We start from the raw sequence: 26,201 nt of genomic DNA, 5'->3' as shown, positions 1-26,201 counted from the left end.
ATCACAGGAGACCTTTCACGCATGAGCGCCCCCGACACCGCCCGGCCCGTCGCCCGACTGCTGCTCGTCGACGATCACCCGCTCGTGCGCGACGGCTTGCGGATGCGGCTCGAAGCGGCCGACCTGTCCGTGGTCGGCGAAGCCGGCAACGCCGACGAGGCGCTCGCGCTCGCCGCGTCGCTCGAACCCGATCTCGCGCTGATGGACGTCGGCATGAACGGGATGAACGGCATCACGCTCGCGGGCGTCTTCCACGAGCGCTTTCCGGGCATCCGCGTGCTGATGCTGTCGATGCACGACAACATCGAATACGTGACGCAGGCCGTGCGTGCCGGCGCGAGCGGCTACCTGCTGAAGGATTCGCCCGCGAGCGAGATCGTGCGCGCGATCGGCGCGGTGCTGGCCGGCCAGACGTTTTTCAGCGAAGGGCTCGCCGCGCGGATGATCCACGCGAGCGCGACCGCATCGCCGCTTGACCGGCTCACGCCGCGCGAACGCGACATCCTCGACGCGCTGGCGGAAGGGCTGTCGAGCAAGCAGATCGCGCAACAGACGGGGCTGTCGGTACGCACGGTCGAGACGCACCGGCTCAATTTGAAGCGCAAGCTGGAAATCGAAGGGCAGGCCGAGCTGATCAAGTTCGCGGTCGAGCATCGGCGCAGATAGGACGCCATTCCGGTTGCGCACGTCACGCGCAAGTCGGCTTCCAATTTCAGAGTTGTCCAATCGACTTCACCCCGAGGGCGATGGAATCCTTTCGCTTGCCGGAACGCGCATCGTGCTCGTGTTTCGCATGACGTCTGCATGACCGGCACATATGGCGTGCCCGCACCGAAGCCGGCGCCCGAGAGCTAATGCCGTTCAGTCAAACTGAACAGCATTTTTTGCTGGTGGTATCGCGAAGTGACAATTGTTCATCTTACGAATCGTTGACGCCGGTACGATTCGCTTCGTCCAAGTGTAACCGGGCCGAAAACACAATATTCGGTCGCGTGATGCCTTTTCGGGTTGCCGTTGGATGTCGCGTCGCGCTATCGAACGGATAGCGCGTCGGCGTCGTATCTCCATTCAGATCGCTTCTTTCAGAAACCAGAAACCATGCAAACCAAACTCATTACCGCCGTGTTGTTCGTGGCTGCAGCCACTGCGTCGCAAATCGCATCCGCAGCCGACGGCACGATCACGTTCAACGGCACCGTGCTCGCGCAAACCTGCACGATCAACGGCAACGGCAGCGGCTCGAACAACTTCAACGTCCCGCTGCAATCGGTGTCGACCAGCGCGCTGGCCGCTGCAGGCCAGTACGCCAACCGCACGCCCTTCAACATCTCGCTGACGGCCTGCACGCCGGCGTCGGGCACCGTCCACGCCTACTTCGAGCCGGGTCCGACGGTCGACACCGCCACCGGCAACCTGGTCCTGGCCGCAGGCGGCGCGACCAACGTCGAGATCCAGCTGCTGAACGGCGACGGCAGCTATTCGCCGATCAAGATCGGTGCGGCTGACGCCTCGCAAAACTCGAAGGCCGTCGCAATCAGCTCGGCCGGCGCCGCCACGCTGAACTACTACGCGCAGTACCTCGCGACCGGCGCTGCAACCGCGGGCGCGGCGACGTCGAGCGTGATGTACTCGCTCGTTTATCAGTAATCAATCATTTAGTTATACGTAGTAGATGGAGTGGGGCGGCACGACGTCGCTCCACCCGTCGTGCTCGCTACCGGCATCGATCCCTATCATGAAGCTTCGAAAAACACTCCGGCGCGCGATCGCCACCGCGTGCGTCGCATCGCTCGGCTACCTGGCGACACCTGCCGTTGCATCGGTAGTGATCGGCGGCACGCGCGTGATCTATGGCGCGAGCGAGTCCGAGGTCACGCTCAAGCTGTCGAACGCCGGCCAGTCGCCTGCGCTCGTGCAGTCGTGGGTCGATGCAGGTGACGTGCGCAGCGCGCCGTCCGCGATCAAGGTGCCCTTCACCGTCACGCCGCCGATCGCGCGGATCGATCCGTCCAAGTCGCAGACGCTGCGCATCGTCTACACCGGCGAGCCCATGCCGCAGGATCGCGAGTCGGTGTTCTGGCTCAACGTGCTCGAGGTCCCCCCCAAACCGGGCGCGGCCGACGCGGACATGAACCATATCCAGCTCGCGTTCCGTTCGCGCATCAAGCTGTTCTATCGTCCGGAAAAACTCAAGGGTTCATCGGCCGATGCGCCGGCGCAACTCACCTGGCGGCTCACGCAGGCCGACGGAAAACCGGCCATCGAGGCGCACAACCCGACGCCGTTCCATGTGTCGTTGACCCTGATCAGCGTGCAGTCGGGCGGACGCAGCGCGATCTTCGACGATGGCGGCATGGTCGGGCCGGGCGAGACGCGCGCCTTCCCGCTGAAGGGCGACGTGCCCGGCGCGGCCGGCGCCAGCGTGCGTTACACGGCGCTGAACGACTACGGCGGCTCGGTCAGCGGCGAGACGCCATTGCGGTCCGGCCCCGCGGCGCCATCGCGATGATGCGCGGCTGACCCCTTCCATTGCGCGAGGCGCGGGTAGCGCGCCACGTCCTTTCCACGGCAAGACCCAGCATGCCCGCCCGGGCAGGGCGCAGGCTTGCCCACGCTCGGGTGCCTATCGTGATCCAACGTCTTTCCAGTTTGCCGTCATTCATGCGCTGGCGCCCGCGCCCGTGCTTCCTGCTCGCGCTGTCGATGTTCGCATCGACCGGCACGATGGCGGAGACCACCAGCGCCACGCAAGTGGCGGAAGTCCAGTTCGACGACCTGTTCCTGCAGCGCCCGGGCGGCGCGCGGGTGGACGTCAGTCGCTTCGCAAAGGGCAATGTGGCGGCGCCGGGTTCATATCGCGCCGACCTGTACGTCAATACGAACTGGATCGGCCGCGCCGAAATCACGCTGCGCCAGGTGGGCGACAGCCGGAACAACGTCCAGCCCTGCTTCGATCGCGAGCTGTTGCAGCAGGTCGGGGTGGATCTCGCAAAGCTGTCGCCCGAAGCGACGCACAAGTTGACGGACGCGAACCATGCCTGCGCGACGATCGGCATGCTGGTGCCGGACGCCGTCGCCACCTTCGACAATGGCGAGCAGCGGCTCGACGTCAGCATCCCGCAGGCCTCGCTGAGCCGCGCGGCGCGCGGCTACGTGGACCCGCGCTACTGGGACGAGGGCGTGCCGGCCGCGCTGCTGTCGTACAACGGCAACCTCTACCGCGCCGACAACCAGGGCGCCTCGTCGACCCAGGCCTACCTGGGCCTGACCGCCGGCCTGAACGTCGGGCCCTGGCGCTTCCGCCACAACGGCAACACCACCTACGACACGCACGGCGGCACGCACTACCAGAGCGTGCAGACCAGCCTGCAGCGCTCGATCGCGCGCTTGAAGGCGCAGCTCGTGATCGGCGACGCGTTCACCGACGGCACGATGTTCGACAGCGTGGGCTTTCGCGGCGTGCGGATCGCCAGCGACGAGCGCATGTATCCGGAATCGCAACGCGGCTATGCGCCGACCATCCACGGCATCGCCAACAGCAATGCACTGGTGCAGGTGCGCCAGAACGGCAACATCATCTACAGCGCCAACGTCGCGACCGGCCCGTTCGAGATCGACGATCTCTACGCGACCGGTTATGGCGGCGACCTCGACGTCATCGTGACCGAAGCCGATGGCAGCATCCATACCTTCAAGGTGCCGTATGCGTCGGCCGTCAGTTCGCTGCGGCCCGGCATCACGCGTTTCAGCGTGACAGCGGGCCAGTACCGCAGCCCGCTGCTGTCGAGCAAGCCGGCGCTGTTCCAGGCGACCGTGCAGCACGGTTTCACCAACCTGATCACCGGCTACGGCGGCATGACCGCCGCGCCCGGCTACCTGGCAGGCCTGGTCGGCGCCGCACTCAACACCGGGCTGGGCTCGTTCGCGTTCGACATCACGCAGGCCAACACCGATCTGCCCGGCATGGGCACGCGCCACGGCCAGAGCGTGAAGCTCTCGTACAGCAAGCTGATCAGTCCGACCAACACCAACATCGCGGTGGCCGCCTACCGCTATTCGAGCAGCGGCTACCTGGGCCTGCAGGACGCCATGCAGTTGCGCGGCCAGCAGACGGGTGGTGTGAACAGCCTGCTGTCGGGCGGCGTACGTCGCGGTCAGTTCCAGGTCATGCTGAACCAGGGCCTGCCGGACGGCTGGGGCTCGTTCTACCTGTCGGGCTCGACCGTCAACTACTGGAATCGCGGCGGCAACGACACGCAGTTCCAGGCCGGCTACAACAACAATTTCCGGCGCATCAACTACGGCGTGTCGGCCGCGCGCCAATTCGACGCGACGCAAAACCGCTGGGACAACCGGTTCATGCTGAACGTGTCGATCCCGCTGAACCTCGGCTCGCGCACGTTGTACTCGTCGACCAGCCTGCAGCACGACAGCCGTGGCACGACCCTGGTCCAGCAGTCGCTGACGGGTTCGCTCGGCGTCGACAACGCGCTCAGCTACGGCGTGAACGTCGGTCGTACCAGCGGCGGCGGCGCCGGGGCGACCGTCAACATGGGCGGCAACGTGTCCTACATGTCGCCGTATGCGACCTTCTCGGGCAACGCTTCGAAGGGCACCGGCTTTACGCAGTACGGCGGCGGCATCTCGGGCGGCATGGTGGCCTATGCCGGCGGCCTGGCCTTTGCGCCGACCATGGGCGAGACGATGGCGATCGTCGAGGCCAAGGACGCGAACGGCGCACGCGTGACGGCCGGCAGCGGCCTGCGCATCGATTCGTTCGGTCATGCGCTGGTGCCGAGCCTGACACCGTTCTCGACCAACGAGGTGGAGATCGATCCGAAGGGCGTGCCGATGAGCGTCGAGCTGAAATCCAGCGCGCAGCACGTCGCGCCGACCGCGGGCGCGGTGGTGCGGCTGAAGTACGAAACCGTGGGTGGCGGGCGCGCGGTGATCATGCGCGCGCGCATGAGCGGCGGCGAGCCGGTTCCGTTCGGCGCGGAGGTGAGCGATGCGGCGGGGCAGAGCGTCGGCACCGTGGCGCAGGATGGCCGCATCGTGCTGCGCGGCGTGAAGACCGATGCCGGCACGCTAAAGGTGAAGTGGGGCGATACGGATGACGAAATCTGTTTGCTATCCTACACGTTGCCGGCGGCAAGCAAGGCGAGCCAGCAACGCTGGATCGATGCGGAGGCGGTATGCACGAAATGAGCGAAGCGGATGCGATGAACCTGGGAAAGAAGGCGAACGAGAACGAAAAGCCGGCCGCGATGCGCAGGCAAACCAAAGCGGCGCATCGCGTGAGCCGTCTGGCATTCTGGCTGCTGACGCTGGTGGCACTGATGCTCGGCTTGGGTACCCGTCCCGCGTTCGCCGCGGGAACCATCAGTTGCTCGGGAACGGCGCAGACGGTGACGCTGTCGATGCCGGCCTCGGTGACGATTCCGCGCGATGCAGCGGTCGGCACCCTGCTAACCGGCTGGTTCAGTACCTCGAACGTTCCCAACTACTACACGTGCACGGTATCGGGTGTGGTTGTCGCCGGCATGGTCTTTGAACCGCAGTCGCTGACCAAGGCCGGCATGACCGTGGCCTCGCCGAATGGTGGAACCTATACGGTCTGGAATACCAATGTGCCTGGCGTCGGTGTCGCGATCGGCGTGACGACGTACGCAAACCAATGCGGAACTCAGGCCTGGATCGATCTTTCCAAGTCGACTACTTCGCAGATCCCGCTCCCATGGGCAGGCTGGGTCTGCAACACGAGCGGCACGGTTACTTCGATCACCAACGGTGGCCAGATCCAGGCGGCGCTGGTCAAGACCGGCCCCATCACGGCAGGCACGGTGACGGGCGGCGTGATGGTCGTGGGAGCGTCAGCAACGGGCACCGGTGGCAGCGCCCCATATACGGTCGCCGCCTCGCCCCTCGTGTCGTTCTCGCTCACCCCGACCATCGTGAACGTCTCGGCGTGCACCACGCCGAACGTGACGGTCAACATGGGTTCACCCCTGCAGTCGGAATTCACGGGCATCGGCTCGACCAACAAGCAGGCCGTCTCGCTCAACGTGGCGGTCAACGCCTGCCCGACCGGCCTGAACGCGATCCAGTACCAGTTCATCCCGGTCAATGCCGTGCTCGACGCCACCAACGGCGTGCTCGCGCTGTCGAGCGGGTCGACGGCCACCGGCATCGGCCTGCAACTGAAGGACGGCAACGGCAATGCGCTGAAGTACAACACGCCGTACACGCTGACGAGCTACAGCAGTGCGACGGGCGGCTCCTACACGATCCCGCTCACGGCCCGGTACTACCAGACGGCCGCCAGCGTGACGCCCGGCAGCGCGAACGCGGTGCTGACCTTCACCATGACGTATCAATAAGCACTGCGTATCAGGCTTTGATGTATGCGGACGCAGTGCGGACGCAATGAGCAAGCGAATGCGATGGACCAGGTAAAGATCATGAAACGGAACGAGAAGCCGGCCGAGACGCGCGGGCAGACGAAATCGGTGCGAGGCCCGGGCCGCCTCGCGTTCTGGCTGCTCACGCTGGCAGTGCTGATGCTCGGTTTGGGCACACGTCCGGTGTTCGCCTCGAGCATAAGCTGCTCGGGAACGGCGCAGACGGTGGCACTGACGATGCCGGCCTCGGTGACGGTCCCGCGCGACGCTGTAGTCGGCACCCTGCTGACCGGCTGGGTCAGTACGCCGAACGTTCCCAATTACTACACTTGCGCGGTGTCGGGTACGGCGGCCGCGGGTATGGTCTTCGAACCGCAGTCGCTGACCAAGGCCGGCATGACCGTGGCCTCGCCGAATGGCGGAACCTATACGGTCTGGAATACCAATGTGCCTGGCGTCGGTGTCGCGATCGGCGTGAGTACTTACGCGAACGGTTGCGGAAGCCTGCCCTGGAAGGATCTCGGCGTGCCGTCTGCGCCGTTCCCCAGCCCGTGGACCGGGAACGCCTGCAACGCAAACGGAATTGTTACTTCGATCAGTAACGGCGGTATGGTGCAGGCGGCGCTGGTCAAGACCGGCCCGATCACGGCGGGCACGGTGACGGGCGGCGTGATGGTCGTGGGGGCGTCAGCGACGAGCACCGGCGGCAACGTGTATACGGTCGCCGCTTCTCCTCTCGTGTCGTTTTCGCTGACCTCGACCATCGTCAACGTGGCGGCGTGCACCACGCCGAACGTGACGGTCAACATGGGTTCACCCCTGCAGTCGGAATTCACGGGCATCGGCTCGACCAACAAGCAGGCCGTCTCGTTCAACGTGGCGGTCAACGCCTGCCCGACCGGCCTGAACGCGATCCAGTACCAGTTCATCCCGGTCAATGCCGTGCTCGACGCCACCAACGGCGTGCTCGCGCTGTCGAGCGGGTCGACGGCCACCGGCATCGGCCTGCAACTGAAGGACGGCAACGGCAATGCGCTGAAATACAACACGCAGTACACGCTGACGAGCTACAGCAGTGCGACGGGCGGCTCCTACACGATCCCGCTCACGGCCCGGTACTACCAGACGGCCGCCAGCGTGACGCCCGGCAGCGCGAACGCGGTGCTGACCTTCACCATGACGTATCAGTAGGCCGCGCACAGCGGGCCTTGATGTGTGCGGAGGCGGCCTGGACTTGCGCGCGCACGCCCGGACGCGCGGTCACGCCGGCCGTTCGACTGCTCTCCGGGCACCCTGGGTAAAAGACAAAGGCGCCCGAGGGCGCCCTTCGTACTTCCGGATTCGGGACCGCGCAGCGCGCCGTCAGTTCGTCCGCGAATTGTGCTTCTGCAGGTACGCGATCAGCCCGTCGATCCCGCCCGACGCGAGCTGGCCCTTGAACTGCCCCTGGTAGACCTGGATCAGCCACGCGCCCGACATGTCGATGTCGTAGATCTTCCAGTCGTTGCCGACCTTGCCGAGACGATAGCCGACCGACTGGCTGTCGCCCGGCGTCGTGACCGTCGACTGCACGAGCGCGTCGGCGCCCGACGCGCCGCCGGCCTTGAACGAGAACTTCGCGTCCTGGCTGCCGAGCTGCGCGAGCGACGCGGCGTAGGTGCGCGTCATCAGCAGCTTGAACTGCTTGTACAGCTCCTGCTGCTGTTGCGGCGTGGCCTGCTTCCATGCGTCACCGACCGCGATGCGGGTCGTGCGCTCGAAGTTGGTTGCGGGCAGGAAGCGCTGCTCGACGACCGCCGAGACCTTCGCCATGTCACCGCCGCGTGCGGCCGGGTCGGCCTTCATCGCGTTGACGGTGCCCTCGACCGCATTGCGGACGATATCGACCGGCGCGCTCTGCGCGAAAGCGGAAACCGACACGGCGGCCGCCGCGACGAAAGCAAACAGATGACGTTTCATACGAATATCGCTCGATGAGAAAAAACGACCGGTTGATTGCACCGGCCGACGGAGCAAAGTATACCGGGCCTGACGCCCCGGTGCGCCGCCGTGACCGACTGTTACCTTTCAGCTTCGTTTGTCACAGGTGCGCGCGGCGGCGCGGCGCGGCAGCGAAGCGCGGATTATGTAAACATCCCCTTACAAAACAGCCGGCCACCGGTATCGATTCCGCCACCGCGAACAAATCTCCTTCCCGCCCCCAAACCCGCAACGTCACGTCCTTCGCCACGCCGCGCCGGTATACTTGGCTACTTTGCCCTTGCCAGCCGCTCCCCACCGCCACATGGTGACATCTCTCATCGTCCGACTCGTTGCATGGTCGGTGCGCCGCCCCGTCTGGGTCGTCGTCCTGTCGCTCGTCATCGCCGCGCTCAGCGGCGTCTATGTCGCGCAGCATTTCAAGATCAACACCGACATCAGCAAGCTCGTCGATGCGGAACCGCAATTTGCCGCGCTCGGCCAGGCCGTCGATCAAGCGTTCCCGCAACGCAACGGCACGATCCTCGCGGTCGTCGAGGCGCCTGCGCCCGAATTCGCGAATGCCGCCGCGCATGCGCTGACCGAGGCGCTGCAGAAGCAGGCCGATGCCGGCCGCATCGGCCAGGTCGCCGAGCCCGGCGGCGGGCCGTTCTTCGAGCACAACGGGCTGCTGTTCCTGTCGCCGCAGGAAGTCTCCGATACGACGTCGCAGCTCGCGAGTGCGCGCCCGCTCGTCAACGAACTCGCGAAGAACCCGAGCCTGACCGGGCTCGCCACGACCCTCTCCACCACGCTCGGCCAGCCGCTGCTGACCGGCCAGGTGAAGCTGCCCGCGATGGCGAAGCTGCTCGCGCGCAGCGCCGCGACGGTGGACGACGTGCTGGCCGGCAAGCCGGCCGCGTTCTCGTGGCGCGCGCTGGTCGACAACGATGCCGCGCGGCAGCCTGCGCGCGCGTTCGTCACCGTGCAGCCCGTGGTCAATTACGGCGCGCTGAAGGCCGGCGCGGAAACCAGCCAGGTGATCCGCGACGCGGCCCGTTCGCTCGACCTCGAGAAACGCTTCGGCGCGGCCGTGCGCCTGACCGGCGAACAGCCGCTCGCCGACGACGAATTCGCGTCGGTGGAAGACGGTGCGGCGCTCAACGGCGTCTTCACGCTGCTCGCCGTGCTCGTCATCCTGTGGCTCGCGCTGCGCTCGAAGCGGATGATCGGCTCGGTGCTCGTCACGCTGTTCGTCGGCCTCGTCGTGACCGCCGCGCTCGGCCTCGCGATGGTCGGGTCGCTGAACATGATCTCGGTCGCGTTCATGGTGCTGTTCGTCGGCCTCGGCGTCGACTTCTCGATCCAGTACGGCGTGAAGTACCGCGAGGAACGCTTCCGCGACCCGCGCATCGACCACGCGCTGATCGGCGCCGCGCACTCGATGGGCATGCCGCTCGCGCTGGCCACCGCGGCCGTCGCGGCGAGCTTCTTCTCGTTCATTCCCACCGCCTATCGCGGCGTGTCCGAGCTCGGCCTGATCGCGGGCGTCGGGATGTTCGTCGCACTGCTCACCACGCTCACGCTGCTGCCCGCGCTGCTGCGCCTGTTCGCGCCGCCGGGCGAATCGAAGACGCCTGGCTTCCCGTGGCTCGCGCCGGTCGACGATTACCTCGATCGCCATCGCAAGCCGATCCTGATCGGCACGCTCGTGGTCGTGATCGGCGCGCTGCCGCTGCTCGCGTTCCTGCGCTTCGACTTCAACCCGCTGCACCTGAAGGACCCGAACAGCGAATCGATGGCGACGCTGCTCGCACTGAAGGATTCGCCGGAAGCCGCCGTCAACGACGTCACGCTGCTCGCGCCGTCGCTCGCGGACGCCGACGCGGCCGCGAAGCGCCTCGACGCACTGCCCGAAGTCGGCCGCACCACCACGCTGTCGACCTTCATCCCCGCCGACCAGCCGGCCAAGCGCGCGGCGATCGCCGCCGCCGCGAGCGACCTGCTGCCCGCGCTGACGCAGCCGCCCGCGCCGCCCGCAACCGACGCGCAGCGCGTCGCCGCGCTCAAGCGCGTGTCGGACCTGCTGAGCTACGCGGCCGAAGATCACCCGGGCCCGGGCGCGGCCGCCGCGCAGCACCTGTCGGCGTCGCTCGCGAAGCTCGCCGCCGCGGACGCCGCGACGCGCGACCGCGCCGAGCGCGCGTTCTCCGATACGCTGCGCATCGCGCTCAGCCAGCTCGCGTCGCTGCTGCAGCCGCAGGACATCACGCGCGAATCGCTGCCGCCGCAGCTCGTGCGCGACTGGGTCGCGCCGGACGGCCATGCGCTCGTGCAGATCTCGCCGAAGGTGCCGAAGGGCGTCGACCCGAACGACGACACGATGCTGCGCCGCTTCGCGAAAGCCGTGAAGGCCGCGGAGCCGGGCACGACCGGCGGGCCGATCTCGATCCTGCATTCGGCCGACACGATCATCAACGCGTTCCTGCATGCGGCGCTGTGGTCGATCATCTCGATCACGATCCTGCTGTGGGTCACGCTGCGCCGCTTCGGCGACGTGCTGCGCACGCTGGTGCCGCTGCTCGTGTCGGGCGTCGTGACGCTCGAGATGTGCGTCGTGCTCGGCATGCCGCTCAACTTCGCGAACATCATCGCGCTACCGCTGATGCTCGGCGTCGGCGTCGCGTTCAAGGTGTATTTCGTGATGGCGTGGCGCGCGGGGCAAACCGGCTTGCTGCATTCGAGCCTCACGCATGCCGTCCTGTTCAGCGCCGCGACGACCGCGACCGCATTCGGCAGCCTGTGGCTGTCGCACCACCCGGGCACGTCGAGCATGGGCAAGCTGCTCGCGCTGGCCCTGACCTGCACGCTGATCGGCGCCGTGGTGTTCCAGCCCGTCCTGATGGGCAAACCGCGCGTCAAACGCGCCAAGAACCAATCGCAAGGAATCAATGAATAAGGTGCGAATCATTGCGGCGACCGTTGCCGCCGGCGCGGTGCTGTCCGGCTGCGCGACGGGACCGAACCGCAACCCCAATGACCCGCTCGAGCCGATGAACCGGGCGATGTACAAGTTCAACGACACCGTCGACACGAACATCGCCCAGCCGATCGCGAAGGGGTACCAGAAGGTCACGCCGACGCCCGTGCGCACCGCGATCAGCAACTTCTTCTCGAACCTCGGCGATCTCGGCAACATCGCGAACAACCTGCTGCAGCTGCGCATCACCGATGCGACCGAGGACCTGATGCGCGTGGCGATGAACTCGGTGTTCGGCGTCGCCGGCCTGATCGACATCGCGACGCCGGCCGGGCTGCCGAAGCATCACCAGGACTTCGGCCTGACAATGGCGCGCTGGGGCGTGCCGTCCGGCCCGTATCTCGTGCTGCCGGTGTTCGGGCCGAGCACGATCCGTGACGGCGTCGGCCGCGCGGTGGACGTGCGCTTCAACCTGCTGAACTACATCGAGCCGGCCGCACGCAACCCGATGTACATCGCGCAGTTCATCAGCGCGCGTTCGGACCTGCTCGGTGCAACCGACCTGCTGAAGCAGGCCGCGCTCGATCCGTATTCGTTCGTGCGCGACGCCTACCTGCAGCAGCGCAAGTCGCTGACGTATCGCAGCCAGTCGTCGTCGGGCACGCTGCCGACTTACAACGAACCGGGTGAATCGGGCAACGCGCCCGCATCGGCACCGGCCGCGCCGGGGCTGCCGAACTACGAGGATCCAGGCGAGTCGGGCGGGGCATCGGGCACCACGCCGAGCAACGCGCCGGCCGCGCCGGGGTTGCCGCAGTATGACGATCCGGGTGCGGACAATGCGATGCCGGCGAGTGCGCCGGCTGCCGCGGCATCGGCGGCCGCACCGGCGACGCCTGCAAGCACGCCGGCCGCGCAGTAACGTCGGCCGCCTCAAATCTACTCTCTCAAAACCCGCTCTTGCGAACTACCGGCAACGCGCCCCAAGGGCAATCCCGGCGGCGGGCCGCTATCCGGCTGGTTAAGCACCACCATCGTGCTCGGACATCGGAGCGTCTTCAGCACATCGCTTGTCAGCGGGTTCGCAACACTTCCCGCGCTCGTGATATCGAGTGCTGCTTCTCGATCGTCAAAAAGGTCATGCCGGGCGGGATCGCGTATGTCGGCGCGGGAAATCCGGTTGCAGGAAAATTGAGCGGCGGTGGAAGAGCGGAGGCGTCGCATGAGTTGTGTGCGGCGCGTCCTGATCGTTATGGCAAGACGATATGCTTTATCCAGAACGGCGCCAAATAACCAATACATGTTCCGCTCAATATTGCGAGCAAATAACCTTCCGCGCCAGACTCCAGCATCAGGGCCACAAGCAAACTCCCTGCGACCGAACAGGAAATTTGCCAGAGAGTCGGATACCGAAATGCGCTCGGTTCCAGTTCCGGTACTGCTATGGCACCGAACAAGGCACCCATGACGCCAAGAACAGCAATTGTGGCCATCGAATACCCCACCGATATTCCTCCAAACACGACAAATACAACAGAGGAAACACCAACAATGGCAGCAATCGTTTTGATATGACTGACTTTTCGCCGGATCATCGATTATCTTTGGCTTGCCAACGACGCTGTTGTTGAAGCCATCGCAGCGCGCTCCCCTTTCTGAACGACCGGAATCGAACCGCGCGGCAGCCCCACCGGAGGGCCACTGTCCGGTAGATTGAACATAGGCATCGTGCTCGGACACCGGAACGTCTTCAGCACATCGCTTGTCAGCGGATTCGCGACACTTCCGTCGCTCGTAATGTCGAGTGCTGCTTCTCGGCCGTCAAAACTGAACGCGACTCGCATGCGGCCCGGTGTGGCCGCCTCGACCACACGACCTTTCCGGAGCAACCGCATCAGTGCCCACGGCCCGTCCGTTGCGATCGTCGAAGTGTCCGGACGAACGCGCGGGCTCGCAGTGATCTGAGCATGGACACCACCACGCGGTCCCGGCCATGTGACCGTGAAAGACGCAACCGGGCCATGTCGGTAGAGCGTCATCTGTCCGTCGATGTCGAGCGACAGGCTCATGATCGTCGGGTCGAGTTCAGGAATTCGGATGTCGGCCTTCCAGCTCGGCTGCTTACGATCAGGATCGTTGAAGAAAATGTCGCGGATCGCCTTCGCGTGCTCGAATGGCTCGAGGTCCGGCCCCTGCACGGGTTCGGTCGCGCCCGGCAGCGTCCGGTAGCGCCACGGCTTCGCGGCCGTGTCGACGAACGGTGCAAGTGTTTTCGTGAAGAAGTCATCGATCACGCCACCCTGCGCAAACACCCGAGTGAAATCGTCAATGCTGACGTCGCGCTTGCTATCGGGCGAAAACGGATAGTTTCCCTCGATCGTCATTCGACAGGCGTCTCCGACTGCCGCCTGCATCTGCCGCGACAGTAGCTGGCCGATACCCTGATTCACGCCACGTGAACCGTCGACAGCGAGTTGACGCAAGACTGCCCGGAACGGCGCAGGCATCGTGTCAGCCGTCATCTTGAGCTTTGCAGCATTCTCGCTTTCCGGCGGCATGCTGTTGTTCAACAGCGCATTGTCGGAAATCGTGAGCGTTTTGTAGTAGTCGTTCAACAAATCGGTGACGCCATCCAGACCGGTTTTGTCCGCCGGAGTCCTGGACAACCGCGTATCCGACAGCGCATCGGCATGACCCGTCACCACTTCACGCAGCGCCGCGAAATGGTTATCGACCAATTCGCGTTCAATCTGCTCCGACGCACGAGGCCCCAGTATCTTCTCGGCTTTTTGGTTGACCGCGTCAGTCGCCTTTTCCAGAAAGGAGCCGTCTGATCTCGCCATCGGCTGCGTCAACGTCGTTTCATTGACCGCCGCCCGCACAAGACGAATCAGCGGTGAATCAGGTGCAGCGAAAGTCCGTAGCACCTTCAAGTTAAAGGCAAGACTCGTTCCGCTCACGACACGAATGTCGTCAAGAAACGCATCCCATTGTTGGGCATACTCCGTCAGGTACTGACGTCTGATTGCCATCGACAACGCGTCCTCACCTCGACTCGATACGTTCAACGCGCTACCCGAATTTTCTGGGGAACTACCCAACGTCCGACGCCCCATTACCCAAGCATCATCGTCGCTTGCCTTTTGAAGAAACTCCGGCAAGCGTTTGCCGAACATCGCCCGATACCCCTCCAGCGTAAAGAGTCCTGGCACGCCGATGGACAGCGGCACCCCGCTGGCTCGCGTAAATATCATGCCTGCCTGTGGCCCAACCACGCGCAGCAGCGAAAACTCGTCGGGCGCGTCTTTCAACATCGCCGCTTTCGCGCGCTGGTAAAGACGATCGGTTGGATTGCTGCCATCGAGAAATGCACGCGCCTGCTGGATCAGTCCTTCGTTACGGGACAGTGGCGACTGCACGACATGTCCTTCAGAAAGCATCCGCTGCACATGACCGATCATGGCAGCACGCCCACCGAACATCGCTGCACTGTCGTGACGTGCCCAATCCTCCAGTACCCACGTCTTGACGTCATTCGGGGTGAGCCTTGCCCTGTCATAGAGCATCAAGTACACGCGCAATGCATCGTAAGCGGATTTGGCATCACCACTCGCCACAGCATCTTTGATCACGTCCTCCATCCGGTGGACGATTTGCGGCAACACAACCTGCTCCGACAGAGACTCGTACACATGACGACAGTCGGATTCGATCATATCGAGGCGGTCCGATCCGAAACGAAACGCGATATCGGGATCGGTGACGAGACGTGTCGTGTCGCGCAACAATTCGTTTGCACTGTCCAACACCATCGGCACACGCTCAGGACTAGCGGCAAGGTCACTTCGTGCAAGCAAACCAGACAATGAGCGTGCCTTTTGTCCCAGCGTGGCCAGGGATGTCCGTTCCGCAACGAAGCTATTCCAAAGATTCGCGCACAACCCCACGCCGATCAGCCACACGAGCGAGTGTCCCAGCCACCGCTGCAATCTCGCACGATGCTCCCGATTCCGGTTCGGGCATGCGAGATGTCCCTCGCGAAATACGATCGCAAACAACAGATCGCGCAGGAAGTAGCTGGTTTCGCTAGACTCCCGTCGCCGGGTATTCGACTGCGCACCGGCTGCGCCGATCATGCGTTGCAACAGCGTTTGACGATCCGCGACGATCTGCCGGCCGGTCTGACTTGCGCTCGTCAGATAAACACCTCGGAACATTGCATACGGTACCGCCCGTGCACCGTTATCGCCCCTGGCGAACACTTGTCCGATCAGGTCGACCAACGGGTTCGTGAGTGCCGAAAACGCTTCTGGCAGCATCGCCAGACGGCGACGACGGGCCACATCGGTTTCGTTGCGAAGCAGGCCACTTACGCCGTCGGCAAGACACGTGGCCAGCAGGTCCAGTTCTGCCCTGATCGCCTCGTCCGTCCGCGCCTCCGAGTCGGGCCGCAACGTCACGCCCCATATCTGCGCACGCTCCGGCTCCCCGAGCGATGCGAAATAGTCCGTGAAGCCCGGCAGCCGGTCTATCTTCGTGACAATCAGCCAGACGGGAAATCCGGTTCCGAACTTGGCTTGCATCTCCTCGAGACGTGTCCGCAATGCGCGGCTCTCGGTTGCGCGTACGTTGGAATCCGCATGCATCAAGGCAGCGACATTGATCGTCAACAGCACGCCATTCAGCGGCACGCGGGGCCGGATAAGGCGAAGCAACCGAAGGAATCCTTTCCATTCCGCGGCATCAGCCTGCTCGCGAACAGTGCTTATGTCGGTCGGTCGCTGATCCAGTTTTCCTTCATTCGACGTATCCAGCGGTTCCACCGTCAGCGGGTAGCGCGACGTGCCGTGCCGGACGTAGTGGCCCGGCGTATCAATCAGCACCGCGTCATTGGTCAACCTCCAACCCGGCAAAGCCCTGGCGTCATCGGGCGCGAGCGAATGTTGAAGTTGTGCGTCGAGCGGAAAAGCCACGCCCGCGTTTAACAGCGCCGTGGTCTTGCCCGAACCCTTCGAGCCCAGCACGGCATACCACGGCACATCGTAGAGATACGCTGGCCCTCGAAACAGCCGCACCAGCCCGCAGGCACCCTCACGCCGGGCTTTCAACTGCTTGACCGCTGCGCGGGCCATGTCTTCGATCTCTGCCAGACGCGATGCGGCTAGCGGCAGGGCGCTACGCTTACCGAGTCGAAGCAAACGCCTGAGGTGACTCGGATGCCGGCGCATGCGCCTCCACCATCGAACCAACATCGAAACGGCATACACGAGTACAACGCCGGCCATTGCCAGAATGCGAACTATCACGGACGCAAACAGCGACTTGCCAGCCAACGTCATGAGTGGAAAGGCATGCCAGATCGCGAGACAAAGCAGCGCGACGATCACGATGCCCGTCGACCAGTCGATCAGCCACAGGACCCATGCAGCAAGAATCACGGCGATCAAAGTCAACCGAATGCCGATCGATGCGAACGGGTTCAACCCACCGAGACTCACCAGCGGGCCCGCAAACCAGATCACGGCAGCAACAACGATCACCGTCACGACTGCCCACAGATAACGCGAGCGTAGAAACGAGAGAATCTTCTTCATGTGTACGGTGAATGGCGTCCAACTCGCACTACCGTGCCGAACTGGCCCTCGGTGGATCGATCGCGCTACCTGTCGTCGCTATACGCGCAATGCTCAAGAGTTGTCGCTGCAAGTCGTCCGCTTGCGCGCCCAACTCGATACGGCAGAAGGCATACAGCGCGCAGAGCGTCACTGACAGCAAGGCCATCGACATCCACACCGGGATTTCGAAATGGAATGTTTGTCGAATCGTTACGTTAGATTGCGCATGAGGTGAGAGCGCGTCTGGAACAGGTGGCAGATACACGGCAATCGCGTTGTAAATTCGCTCTCGTACGCGGTCGTGCACGCCAAACGTCCTGCCATGTGGATACCGACCTTCAAACCCCAGGCTGAAAATCCGGTAGATCACTTCGAGCAATGGCCAGTGATCGGCGTCGTCTTTCAACAAACGCAGCGACAGCGCGTAGATCTTCGACCCGCCCTGATTGTCTTCTCCAATACGCTGAGTCAGCGCTCCGGCAGCCCATGCGGCACTCCCCGACGTATCGCCCCGCGACGCAAGTACACGCATTGCGGCCTCGTCCAGCGCCGTACATAGGCAATATCGTGCGCCGATCATGTGTTCGTTGCGGACGTTGGCCCGCACACATAGGCGCTCGAACACGCGAACTTCGTCCATCAACAGGTCGCGCAAGCGTTCGTCATGACCGATGCCGATTAGCTCCGGCATATCCACAAACGCTCGAAGCAGCACCCTGCTCGCCTCCAGCAAGGCATTACGGTGGCCAAGTACCGGAGCCAGCCTCGTCTGCTCGTCCTCGGGCGGCGAAAGCGGTCCCAATGGACGACTACGGCGCGAGTTGGGTCGCTGCCTTGTACTCTTGCCAGAGAGAAAGATACCGTTTGGTTGTCGCGATGGTGCGAGCGCGCATCGAGCCGATACGATCTTGGGCGGGCTACTGGACTGGGTCATGCTCGGGTGAATTCAAAATTCGACTCATCACGCTCAACGTAAATAAGGTCAAACCGTAGGACCACCATCGGACACGATCAGCGTTCCACCGCAACTCGTGTCACTGCCATGATGAGCAATTTGACGGCCGTTGATCGTGCCGAAACCGCCTTTGGTAATGACACCCGGACCATGCAATGGACACGACACGGAATCGCCTACGCATGCTGCGGGACGTCCGTTGATCGCGACGCCCGCGCTGGCTGACGTGACTACGCCGCCATGGGTGGTCAATGTTCCGAGAATTGCGACGGAAGCTGGCATTCAGGGACACCTCAAAAATAATTTTCCAATTTCACATCTTGAAAAGCATGACACTATTTGCCCCCTCGGATTTTCCAAAAAAAATAGCCAAAGCAGAACAGACACACAGATAAATCACGGAGCACACAAAAAATAACACACCTCCGCCCAGATATTTCTTCAATGGCTCATAAAATAACGCAAGCGGAATAAAGAATAAAATGTAAAGCCAAGTCCTATCTACTCTTCGCACTTTTTCTCCTCACCAAAAACACACTTCCCACCTTGCTTCACTCCCTGCCACGCCCCCTGCACAATCAATTCTCGCTTGATTGACGCCTTTTTTATATCTATTCGAGATTTCAATTTTGCAGCACGATTTGCTGTATTAGTCGCCTGACCCGATAGATTTTTGATAGCCTTTACGGATCCAGTCACACTCTTTCTGGTTGCGCCTAAACCAGGCGCCACTGTCCCGACCGCAGCCGAAACACCTACATCAGACCAATCAATCTTTACGCAATCCCAGTCAATATCGGTCAATGGACGCCCATCAACCCAATTGCCTTTCATTTGTCAAAATATTTGTTTCGCCCCCTGCATGCTAATTTCCACAACCCCACCCAGCACGCCTCTTCCCAAAAATGCCGCAGCAGCAATCAAGGGAACAAATAGGCCTTTTGGGTCGTAAGCAATGTTAGGTGCGTTGTATGCATAACTGTAAAAATTGATCCCACCATCAAACCCAATCAGATCCTGATTGATATACCGCCCTACTTCAGGATCGTAGTACCGGAACCGGTTGTAGTGCAGCCCCGATTCCTGATCATAGTACTGCCCCGGAAACCGTATCGGATTGTCAACGACATGCGCCAGCCTCCAGGCCGTCCGTCCATACGCGCTCAGATCCGCTGCCCACACCACTTCGCGCTGTTCGTCGTACAGTTCCTGCGGCGCCCCCAGGTGATCCGTCACGTAATGCCACGCCTGCCCCTCCGCCAGCCGCGTCAACGGACCTTCATGATCCGGATGCGGCACGTATGTCACGGCGTTGTCCTCATGTGACGTTCGCCCCGTCCGCACCTCCTGCATCATCCAGTCACCGTCCCACATGAACAGCGTCGTATGTCCCGGGCCGCCTGCCGGTGTGTGGTGCTTCGCTACCCGCCGACCGAGCGCGTCGTATTCGTACTCGCTTCTCGTGCCGTCCGCGTGCTCGATTGCAACGAGTTGATGGCTGCCGTCGTACCGATACCGCGTCACCTCCGGCTCTTCTGTCGGCTCCTCGTACTTCGGCGTCCCCGTCAGCACCTCCATCACGCGCAGCAGGTTGTCCGTCCCGCGCTGGCTACGCTGCTCCGCCGCCGTCAGTTCCGGCTTCGGCGGCAGCGGCACCGTCCGCGCGATCCGGTTGCCGTGTCCGTCATACGTAAAATCCACCGGACGATCCGGCCTCGCCTGCGACGCAAACCGCAGCAAGCAATCGCCGCTCGCCTTCCACGCCTGCACATCATTCAGGCTCGACGCAGCACCCTGCAAATTCATGGAATGAGGGGCGACGGAACTTCGCCAGCACGGGTGACAGGTGCCCCCAAGGAGGAAATTGGAGTTTGCATATCAAAACTTCTCCCGAAGCAACCTCGCGGCTTCGGAAGCCAAATCGAGATTGTGATGCCTCCATTCGATTCGACTCATTTCCCCCAAAAAATCCAGAACCAGACCTAACTGTTCACGCGTGTAACTTGACAAAATAGCTGACAAATTATCATCCGCGCGCCCTTTTGCCATGTCACACATTCTATAGACAACCGTATCAGGAATTACATCAGCATCATCATAATCGACGATCGATATTTTCATGAAAATCGGCAAAAAAAACGCAAATGCTTTCGGCAACATAAATCCCAAACAGGCAGATGGATCGTGCTCGTAAACATTATCCAAATCACGAAGACTCACATCAAATCTTCGCCGACCCCTAAAGAAGGCCTCGACGTCCTGTGCCTCAATTCCGCCCCCATAACCAATTGGCTCATCAATAGGAAAAATAACATTATCAAACACCGAAAAATCAATCTTCATTTCAATAACCCGTCACATTTAGCCACACTCTCCCAAGCCTTTATTGCTTCATTTCGATGAATCGCATCGCCACCAGCAAAACATTTACCATTCATTAAATCTCTAGCTATAGCGCACCGCACATTACGCTGCCTCATCATCAGAATAGTTACGTTATCCATATGGGCTCTACAAGATCTCTTTTCCCCTTTACAAGCCCGATCAACCTCGTCTTGAAGCCTTCGGTGTTCGCCCGGTGAGCAATTGCCTGGGGGTTGCATCGTATCTGCGATCGGACTCACCTTATTCCCCGCCTTGTCGGTAGTTGTCGACGACAACATCCAAGCAACCACACCGACCGTCAACAACACCAAACCACCCAGTGCAGCCCCAACAAGCGCACCCGGCGGTCCGGCTACTGCCCCGCCACCCATTGCACCCATCGTGATCGCTTCGAGCCCGAACGGATCCATCGAATACGGCGTCCGATTGTCCGAGTAGATGTAGTTATTGGAACCGCCCGCGAGTCCAATCGGATCCTGATTGATGTACCTCCCCACCTGAGGATCGTAGTACCGAAATCGGTTGTAGTGCAGCCCCGACTCCTGATCGTAGTACTGCCCCGGAAACCGTATCGGATTGTCGACGGCATGTGCCAGCCTCCGGGCAGTCCGCCCATACGCACTCAAATCCGCTGCCCACACCACCTCGCGCTGTTCGTCATACAGTTCCTGTGGCGTTCCCAGGTGATCCGTCACGTAATGCCACGCCTGCCCATCCGCCAGCCGCGTCAACGGGCCTTCATGATCCGGATGCGGCACGTATGTCACGGCGTTGTCCTCATGTGACGTTCGCCCCGTCCGCACCTCCTGCATCATCCAGTCACCGTCCCACATGAACAGCGTCGTCTGCCGCGCGCCGCCCGCCTGCGTGTGGTGCTTCGCTACCCGCCGTCCTAGCGCGTCGTATTCGTACTCACTTCTCGCGCCGTCCGTGTGCTCGATTGCCACGAGTTGATGGCTGCCGTCGTACCGATACCGCGTCACCTCCGGATGCGCTTCCGGCTCCTCGTATTTCGGCGTCCCCGTCAGTACTTCCATCACACGTAGCAGGTTGTCCGTCCCGCGCTGGCTGCGCTGCTCTGCAGCCGTCAGTTCCGGCGTCGGCGGTAACGGCACCGTCCGCCCAATACGGTTGCCGTGCCCGTCGTACGTAAAATCCACCGGGCGATCCGGGCGCGTCTGCGGCGCAAACCGCAGCAAACGATCGCCACTCGCCTTCCACGCCTGCACGTCGTTCAGGCTTGGCGCAGCGCCCAGCAGGTTGCCCGCCGGATCGTAATGAAACGCTTCCGCGCCACTTGCCGCTGTGATGTGCGTCAACCGGGATAGTGCGTCGTACCGATACGTCTTCTTGTCCCGCCACGCGTCGTCCAGTGTCGTCAGCCGGCCTGCCGCGTCGTACGCCCACGCCCGCCACGGCCGTGGTCTCTCCAGCGACCGCCCCTGTTCATCGAGGTTCTGCCAGCGATGCGCCGCCAGTAAGCCGTTCGCGCCATACCCGAAGTGATGTGATGCAGGGCCTTGCGTGCGCTTGATCTCCCGATGCAGTCCATCCCGCTCGAAGCTCGCCAGTGGATGCTCATCCAGCAGGACACCATGCACATGTCCCGAGCCGTAGCGCTGCCACACCAGCGAACCGACGTCCGGTACGTTCGTCCAGTCGCGATTCCCGATCGCATCCACCCCATGCGTCAGCCGCCAGACGCGTCCGTGATGCGCCTGCACCTCTGCCGTGCGGCGCCCAGCCGCGTCGTATTCGTAAGTCACCTGCACCGGGGCTCGCCCCGGCGAGACCGCCTGTGCCTGCGTGAGCAGCCCGCGCGCGTCATAACGATAGCTGGCTTGACTGCCGTCGCTCGATCGTCGCTCCACCGGTCGGCCGAGCACGTCGTACGTCACGTGCGTAGTGATCTGCCCATCCTGGCCGTGATCGATGCGCTCGACCAGTTCCCCCGCTGGGTTGTATCGGTAGCTTTGCCGACGGCCATCGAAGCCGGTCTGTTCGATCAACCGGTTTCGGCTGTCGTAGCGGAACGTCGTCGTCTCCCGGTTCGCATTGGTCAGCTTCGTCAGGCGGCCAATGGCGTCATAGCGGAACTGCTGCGTGCCCTCCGCTGGGTCGACGATTTGCGTTCGCTGCCCGTATCCGTCCCAGTCCACCCGCGTCACGCGCTTGAGCGGATCCGTATGCGCGATCGCCCTGCCTGCGTCGTCGTAGTCGACCTTCCACCAGCCCATGCCGGCCGGCTGCACCGCCGTCATACGAGCCGACAGGCTGCCGCTGTGGCGGCTGACCTGGCCCAGCGCGTCCGTGGTCTCGGTCAACTGGCCGAACTGATCGTATTGATAGGTCGTCGTGTGCCCGGAGCAATCGGTGCGCTCCACGAGTTGCCCCGCGTCGTCCCATCGCATCTTCGTTACATTGCCCAGCGCATCGGTGCGGGCAACCGGCAAGCCGTTCTCGTAGGCATAACCCGTCACATTCCCGAGTGGATCGGTTTCGCTCGTCAGGTGGCCTTGCACATCGTAGCCGCGCTGCCAGACCTGCCCGACCGGGTCGGTGATCTGTTCCGGTAGGTTCTGGTCGGTGTAGCCGATGCGCGTGACCTGACCGGCCGGGTCGATGATCGACGTCGGGTTGCCGCGCGCGTCGTTCACCATCCGCGTCGTGCGGCCCAAGCCATCCGTGTAGCCCGCCACGCTCCCTGTTTCGTCGAAATGCGTCTGCTCGACGCTGCCGTCCGGATGCACGATCTTCTCGACCGCCCACAAGCCGTTGTAGTGGTATTCGGTCGTATGTCCTAATCCATCCGTCACCCGTGTCACACGCAGTGACGGCAGGTAATCGAAGCGTGTCTCGCGCGTGATGGCGCGCTGCCCATCAGCGGTTTCGGTATACGCGTAGGTCCGCAGGCAGTACGCGTTCGGCGTGTCGTCGCTCCACTCCGAGACGTGCGTTGCGCCCGCCGGCGTGCGGTACGTTGTCAGCAGATGGTGGTCGTAGCCGTAGCGCCACGTCAGGTTCTCGCGGTCAGTGGCTTCGATCAGGTCGCCGTATTCGTCGTAGACATAGCTTGTCAGGTGCAGCGGCGAATTCCCGAAACCCTGGTCGAGCAATACGCTCGTGATCCGGCCAGTCTCGTCCAGTTCACAGCGCACGGTATGCCGATTGTTGCGAACCGTTTCCAGCCAACCCTGTGCCGTATAGCCGAGCGTCAGACTCTGCTCATCGCGTGTCGTGACGCACTGCAACTGCCACCGGATCTCGTCGACGGGATGACGACCATAGTGTTCTTCGACACCGTTGCCGAAGCGCAGCACGTAGGTCGCGCCCGAAGCGTTGTCGTCACTACGCGCCAGCGTGAACTTCTCAATCGGATGGAAGTGCTCGTCACCGGGGTTCAGCGCCGGAAACTGCAACTGCCGCCCGTCCGCATCAAAATAGATCAGTCCAGCCGAACTCATACGCACTTCGGTCGCATACGGCAGCTTCCATGCGACACCCAAACTGCCTTGACGCTGGTCCGCGCTGCGGTAGCTCCGGCTCCAGTGAATCGATACCCGGCCCGGCAACGTAAAGTCCGTGTGCGACAGCACTTTCTGCCCCGTCGCCAGATCGACCGGATTCGCGCTGACGGTCTTCTTCGCGCATTCCGCACAATCGGCTTCGGTTACCGGTGCAAGGCCACCTGCATCGCCTTGCGTCATGCTGATCGTCGGCGCCTGCAGGTAAATGGCCGTGCCTTTCAGGTGAATGCCGGACTCGTCGATCGTTACCGTCCCGCCCGGGCCCGTCAGTTGCGCCTGCTTCGCACCTGACAGGCTGCTTTCACCCGTATCCGCGATGCGCAACTGGTTGGCGTTCGAACTCGATACCGGCGCGGGCAGTTGCGGCGCGAAGTCCGGCGACAGTTCGATCGGGTTCGCCTGATCCGCGCTCACCGCATCGCCCACCGCCTTGCCGCGCACGGTCACCGTGTAGGTGTGCCCGACATCCGTCGTCCAGTCCTGCACGACGCGGTCGGTCCGGCTCTGGCCGACCGTACTGGCCATGTGCAGTCCGACGTTGCACAGGTACAGCCCGCCGACGTTCACGTTGTAGGCCATCCCGACGTTGAGCATCGCCCCCATGCCCACGCTCTTCACCGACGCGAGCGTCACCGTCTCGAACTTGTAGCCGCCGGTCGACAGTGTCCAATGACGTCCGATCTGGTCGGTTTCATCGTGGCCGATCTGCTTCGTCCTGTCATGTCCCACCGCGTGGGTTTCATCGGCTTCGATCACCGCATCCAGATTGCGCTCGGCCTGGATCCAGACCTGCTCCGCGCCTTTCTTGTCCTCGAAGCGGATCGCATTGGCGTTGCCATATCCGCCGCCTTTGGTCGAGCGCGTCAGGATCCCGCTTTGCGTCGCGTGGGCCGGCAGCGTCCACGGTGGCATCGTCATCGCGTTATAGACGCGCCCCGTCACGATTGGTCGATCCGGATCCCCGTTCTCGAAATCGACGATGACCTCGGTTCCCACCCGCGGAATATGGATGCCACCGAAGTTGCTGCCAGCCCACGGATACGACACCCGCACCCAGCAGGACGAGTTCTGGTCCTTCACGTCGGAGCGGTCCCAGTGGAACTTGAGCGTCACCTCGCCGTTCTTGTTGGTCCAGATCTCCGCGCCTGCCGGACCGGTCACGATCGCCGTCTGCGGGCCGCGCGTGCGGGGTTTCGTGATCGTACGCGGCGGGCGGAATACCGTGGTCGAGGGCTGGACAATAAACTTGCTGCGAATCGCGTAGGCCGAGAACCCGGTCGTTTCCCCGGTTTCCTTCACATCGAGTTCCGACGCGATCACCAGATATTCGCGATTGGCGCTCGCCATCGGATGGCCTGCCAGCGCAAACGTGGTGCCGCACACCACGTTGCGCAAGTTGCCTTCGCCTTTCGCCCGCTCGCCCTGTGCGTGAATCTCTTCCATTCGCACGCGTGCGAATGCGTGACCGTCATCCGTTTCGGTATAGTCGCCCGGCCACTCGTAACGTTCGAGCTGGTTGTGCGCCGTGTCGCGCGGCTGGCTGTTCTGCGCGGTCAGCATCGCGCCCGGTTTCTCGAAGTCGAAATCGTCGGTGGTCCAGACGCCCGACTGCAGACACTCCGTTGCTTCGAAGCGGTCGACGTGTTCCCGGTCGATCTTCTGGCCCGGAGGGTAGTACGCGAGCGTTTGGTACGCGACGCTTTCCACCATCCGGTGAGCGCCAGGACCGTCGACCAGCACCAAGCGATGCACACCTTGCGAATGCTCGAAGAACCACGTGATGCCGTGTTCTTCCATCAACCGCTGGGCAAACGCGAAATCCGACTCGCCGTACTGGACTTGATAGCGCAAATGCTTGTAGGTCCGGCCGACCCGCATTTCGAACGAGTACAGGTACGGACCGAACACCTCGCGCAGAATGTCCAGCACGCTCTTGCGCTGGAAGATGCGGTAGTCGGTGCGCTCCCGCGCCAGTGCAAACCACGGTTCCAGCACGACCCGGTAACGCGACTGCCGATTCAGTTGGTCCACGTAGCTGGCCGCCGTCACGACGCCGCTGATTTCTCGCGTGCCGGCCCCCAGATTGGCTGCGCCCGCTCGCCCAGCCATCCCCGCGACAAAGCTTCCCATCCCGTCCAGCTGGATCGTGACGGTCAGCTCCTTGCCGAGCATCGCCCTGAGATCGAGGTTGGCCAGCAGGTCGACCGGCAGCAGCGGATCAGCGGGCGTCGTCAGCCACAGTTCGTATGCATACAGCGTGGAGAGCTGCTCGGTGCCCCGGATCGCGCTCAGGTGCAGCACCGACGCGATGCCTTCCAGCTCCGGCAGCGCCGGGCCGCTGACCGAAAACGTTCGGTTCGTCTTGAAACTCAACATGCG

General features: G+C 62.8%; 17 protein-coding genes and 1 pseudogene. 8 read left to right on the top strand and 10 right to left on the bottom strand.

Annotation, left to right across the window (positions count from 1 at the left end):
- Window positions 1-21 precede the first annotated feature (21 nt).
- The 6 genes from ACPTTC_RS18510 (at window position 22) to ACPTTC_RS18485 (ending at window position 7,592) form a co-directional block, all read left to right on the top strand.
- Window positions 22-666, top strand: coding sequence for a response regulator (locus tag ACPTTC_RS18510; protein ID WP_043186307.1), 645 nt, complete (start codon window positions 22-24; stop codon window positions 664-666).
- Between the two features lie 432 nt (window positions 667-1,098).
- Window positions 1,099-1,647 carry a fimbrial protein gene (locus tag ACPTTC_RS18505; protein WP_175952766.1) on the top strand — a complete coding sequence of 183 codons (549 nt, stop codon included), beginning with the start codon at window positions 1,099-1,101 and terminating at the stop codon, window positions 1,645-1,647.
- A gap of 88 nt (window positions 1,648-1,735) precedes the next feature.
- Entirely contained in the window at window positions 1,736-2,509 is a 774-nt protein-coding gene (locus ACPTTC_RS18500) for a fimbria/pilus periplasmic chaperone (protein ID WP_423393403.1), read from the top strand.
- A 152-nt stretch (window positions 2,510-2,661) separates the two neighbouring features.
- The gene (locus tag ACPTTC_RS18495) at window positions 2,662-5,208 is read left to right on the top strand and encodes a fimbria/pilus outer membrane usher protein (protein ID WP_423393402.1); all 2,547 of its coding nucleotides are present in this window, start codon (window positions 2,662-2,664) and stop codon (window positions 5,206-5,208) included.
- Complete coding sequence (locus ACPTTC_RS18490; RefSeq protein WP_423393401.1) at window positions 5,196-6,380, top strand: fimbrial protein; 1,185 nt, start codon at window positions 5,196-5,198, stop codon at window positions 6,378-6,380. The genes ACPTTC_RS18495 and ACPTTC_RS18490 overlap by 13 nt, the downstream gene beginning before the upstream one ends.
- A gap of 24 nt (window positions 6,381-6,404) precedes the next feature.
- Complete coding sequence (locus ACPTTC_RS18485; protein WP_423393400.1) at window positions 6,405-7,592, top strand: fimbrial protein; 1,188 nt, start codon at window positions 6,405-6,407, stop codon at window positions 7,590-7,592.
- A 171-nt stretch (window positions 7,593-7,763) separates the two neighbouring features.
- Here the strand turns inward: ACPTTC_RS18485 and ACPTTC_RS18480 are convergent, their stop codons facing one another.
- A complete protein-coding gene (locus ACPTTC_RS18480) occupies window positions 7,764-8,360 on the bottom strand; it encodes an MlaC/ttg2D family ABC transporter substrate-binding protein (RefSeq protein WP_423393399.1) in 597 nt (198 codons plus the stop codon).
- A 325-nt stretch (window positions 8,361-8,685) separates the two neighbouring features.
- Here ACPTTC_RS18480 and ACPTTC_RS18475 point away from each other — a divergent pair, with 325 nt between their 5' ends.
- A complete protein-coding gene (locus tag ACPTTC_RS18475) occupies window positions 8,686-11,319 on the top strand; it encodes an MMPL family transporter (RefSeq protein WP_423393398.1) in 2,634 nt (877 codons plus the stop codon).
- Window positions 11,312-12,262 (top strand): MlaA family lipoprotein, encoded by a 951-nt coding sequence (locus tag ACPTTC_RS18470; protein WP_423393397.1) that lies wholly within the window; start codon window positions 11,312-11,314, stop codon window positions 12,260-12,262. The genes ACPTTC_RS18475 and ACPTTC_RS18470 overlap by 8 nt, the downstream gene beginning before the upstream one ends.
- Before the next feature lie 17 nt (window positions 12,263-12,279).
- Here the strand turns inward: ACPTTC_RS18470 and ACPTTC_RS18465 are convergent.
- From ACPTTC_RS18465 to tssI, 9 genes and pseudogenes are all read right to left on the bottom strand, one after another.
- Window positions 12,280-12,474, bottom strand: a pseudogene (locus tag ACPTTC_RS18465) (hypothetical protein); the annotation flags it as partial.
- Between the two features lie 116 nt (window positions 12,475-12,590).
- The gene (locus tag ACPTTC_RS18460) at window positions 12,591-12,935 is read right to left on the bottom strand and encodes a hypothetical protein (protein ID WP_226197191.1); all 345 of its coding nucleotides are present in this window, start codon (window positions 12,933-12,935) and stop codon (window positions 12,591-12,593) included.
- A gap of 3 nt (window positions 12,936-12,938) precedes the next feature.
- Window positions 12,939-16,934 carry a type VI secretion system membrane subunit TssM gene (gene tssM / locus ACPTTC_RS18455; protein WP_423393396.1) on the bottom strand — a complete coding sequence of 1,332 codons (3,996 nt, stop codon included), beginning with the start codon at window positions 16,932-16,934 and terminating at the stop codon, window positions 12,939-12,941.
- Between the two features lie 28 nt (window positions 16,935-16,962).
- A complete protein-coding gene (gene icmH, locus ACPTTC_RS18450; RefSeq protein ID WP_319000823.1) occupies window positions 16,963-17,670 on the bottom strand; it encodes a type IVB secretion system protein IcmH/DotU in 708 nt (235 codons plus the stop codon).
- Window positions 17,671-17,937: 267 nt separating this feature from the next.
- Window positions 17,938-18,192 (bottom strand): PAAR domain-containing protein, encoded by a 255-nt coding sequence (locus tag ACPTTC_RS18445; RefSeq protein WP_423393395.1) that lies wholly within the window; start codon window positions 18,190-18,192, stop codon window positions 17,938-17,940.
- Window positions 18,193-18,411: 219 nt separating this feature from the next.
- Window positions 18,412-18,744, bottom strand: coding sequence for a hypothetical protein (locus ACPTTC_RS18440; protein WP_423393394.1), 333 nt, complete (start codon window positions 18,742-18,744; stop codon window positions 18,412-18,414).
- Between the two features lie 3 nt (window positions 18,745-18,747).
- On the bottom strand, window positions 18,748-19,716 hold the full coding sequence (locus ACPTTC_RS18435) for an RHS repeat domain-containing protein (RefSeq protein ID WP_423393393.1): 969 nt from the start codon (window positions 19,714-19,716) through the stop codon (window positions 18,748-18,750).
- Between the two features lie 72 nt (window positions 19,717-19,788).
- Entirely contained in the window at window positions 19,789-20,253 is a 465-nt protein-coding gene (locus ACPTTC_RS18430; protein WP_423393392.1) for a DUF6714 family protein, read from the bottom strand.
- Entirely contained in the window at window positions 20,250-26,198 is a 5,949-nt protein-coding gene (gene tssI / locus ACPTTC_RS18425; protein ID WP_423393391.1) for a type VI secretion system tip protein TssI/VgrG, read from the bottom strand. The genes ACPTTC_RS18430 and tssI overlap by 4 nt, the downstream gene beginning before the upstream one ends.
- Between the last annotated feature and the right edge of the window lie 3 nt (window positions 26,199-26,201).

This window comes from Burkholderia mycopellens (assembly GCF_964265025.1).
GTDB lineage: Bacteria > Pseudomonadota > Gammaproteobacteria > Burkholderiales > Burkholderiaceae > Burkholderia.
Note: the sequence above shows the minus strand (reverse complement) of the source record. Positions and strands in the feature narration are given on the sequence as shown.

Excerpts from the sequence above, each read along its gene's own strand:
- ACPTTC_RS18480 (WP_423393399.1), bottom strand. The coding sequence starts at position 8,360 with ATGAAACGTCATCTGTTTGCTTTCGTCGCGGCGGCCGCCGTGTCGGTT.
- ACPTTC_RS18435 (WP_423393393.1), bottom strand. The coding sequence starts at position 19,716 with ATGAATTTGCAGGGTGCTGCGTCGAGCCTGAATGATGTGCAGGCGTGG.
- ACPTTC_RS18485 (WP_423393400.1), top strand. The coding sequence starts at position 6,405 with ATGCGGACGCAGTGCGGACGCAATGAGCAAGCGAATGCGATGGACCAG.
- ACPTTC_RS18500 (WP_423393403.1), top strand. The coding sequence starts at position 1,736 with ATGAAGCTTCGAAAAACACTCCGGCGCGCGATCGCCACCGCGTGCGTC.
- ACPTTC_RS18440 (WP_423393394.1), bottom strand. The coding sequence starts at position 18,744 with ATGAAAGGCAATTGGGTTGATGGGCGTCCATTGACCGATATTGACTGG.
- ACPTTC_RS18510 (WP_043186307.1), top strand. The coding sequence starts at position 22 with ATGAGCGCCCCCGACACCGCCCGGCCCGTCGCCCGACTGCTGCTCGTC.
- ACPTTC_RS18495 (WP_423393402.1), top strand. The coding sequence starts at position 2,662 with ATGCGCTGGCGCCCGCGCCCGTGCTTCCTGCTCGCGCTGTCGATGTTC.
- ACPTTC_RS18475 (WP_423393398.1), top strand. The coding sequence starts at position 8,686 with ATGGTGACATCTCTCATCGTCCGACTCGTTGCATGGTCGGTGCGCCGC.
- ACPTTC_RS18490 (WP_423393401.1), top strand. The coding sequence starts at position 5,196 with ATGCACGAAATGAGCGAAGCGGATGCGATGAACCTGGGAAAGAAGGCG.
- ACPTTC_RS18445 (WP_423393395.1), bottom strand. The coding sequence starts at position 18,192 with ATGCCAGCTTCCGTCGCAATTCTCGGAACATTGACCACCCATGGCGGC.
- ACPTTC_RS18470 (WP_423393397.1), top strand. The coding sequence starts at position 11,312 with ATGAATAAGGTGCGAATCATTGCGGCGACCGTTGCCGCCGGCGCGGTG.
- ACPTTC_RS18505 (WP_175952766.1), top strand. The coding sequence starts at position 1,099 with ATGCAAACCAAACTCATTACCGCCGTGTTGTTCGTGGCTGCAGCCACT.
- tssI (WP_423393391.1), bottom strand. The coding sequence starts at position 26,198 with ATGTTGAGTTTCAAGACGAACCGAACGTTTTCGGTCAGCGGCCCGGCG.
- ACPTTC_RS18430 (WP_423393392.1), bottom strand. The coding sequence starts at position 20,253 with ATGAAGATTGATTTTTCGGTGTTTGATAATGTTATTTTTCCTATTGAT.
- ACPTTC_RS18460 (WP_226197191.1), bottom strand. The coding sequence starts at position 12,935 with ATGATCCGGCGAAAAGTCAGTCATATCAAAACGATTGCTGCCATTGTT.
- tssM (WP_423393396.1), bottom strand. The coding sequence starts at position 16,934 with ATGAAGAAGATTCTCTCGTTTCTACGCTCGCGTTATCTGTGGGCAGTC.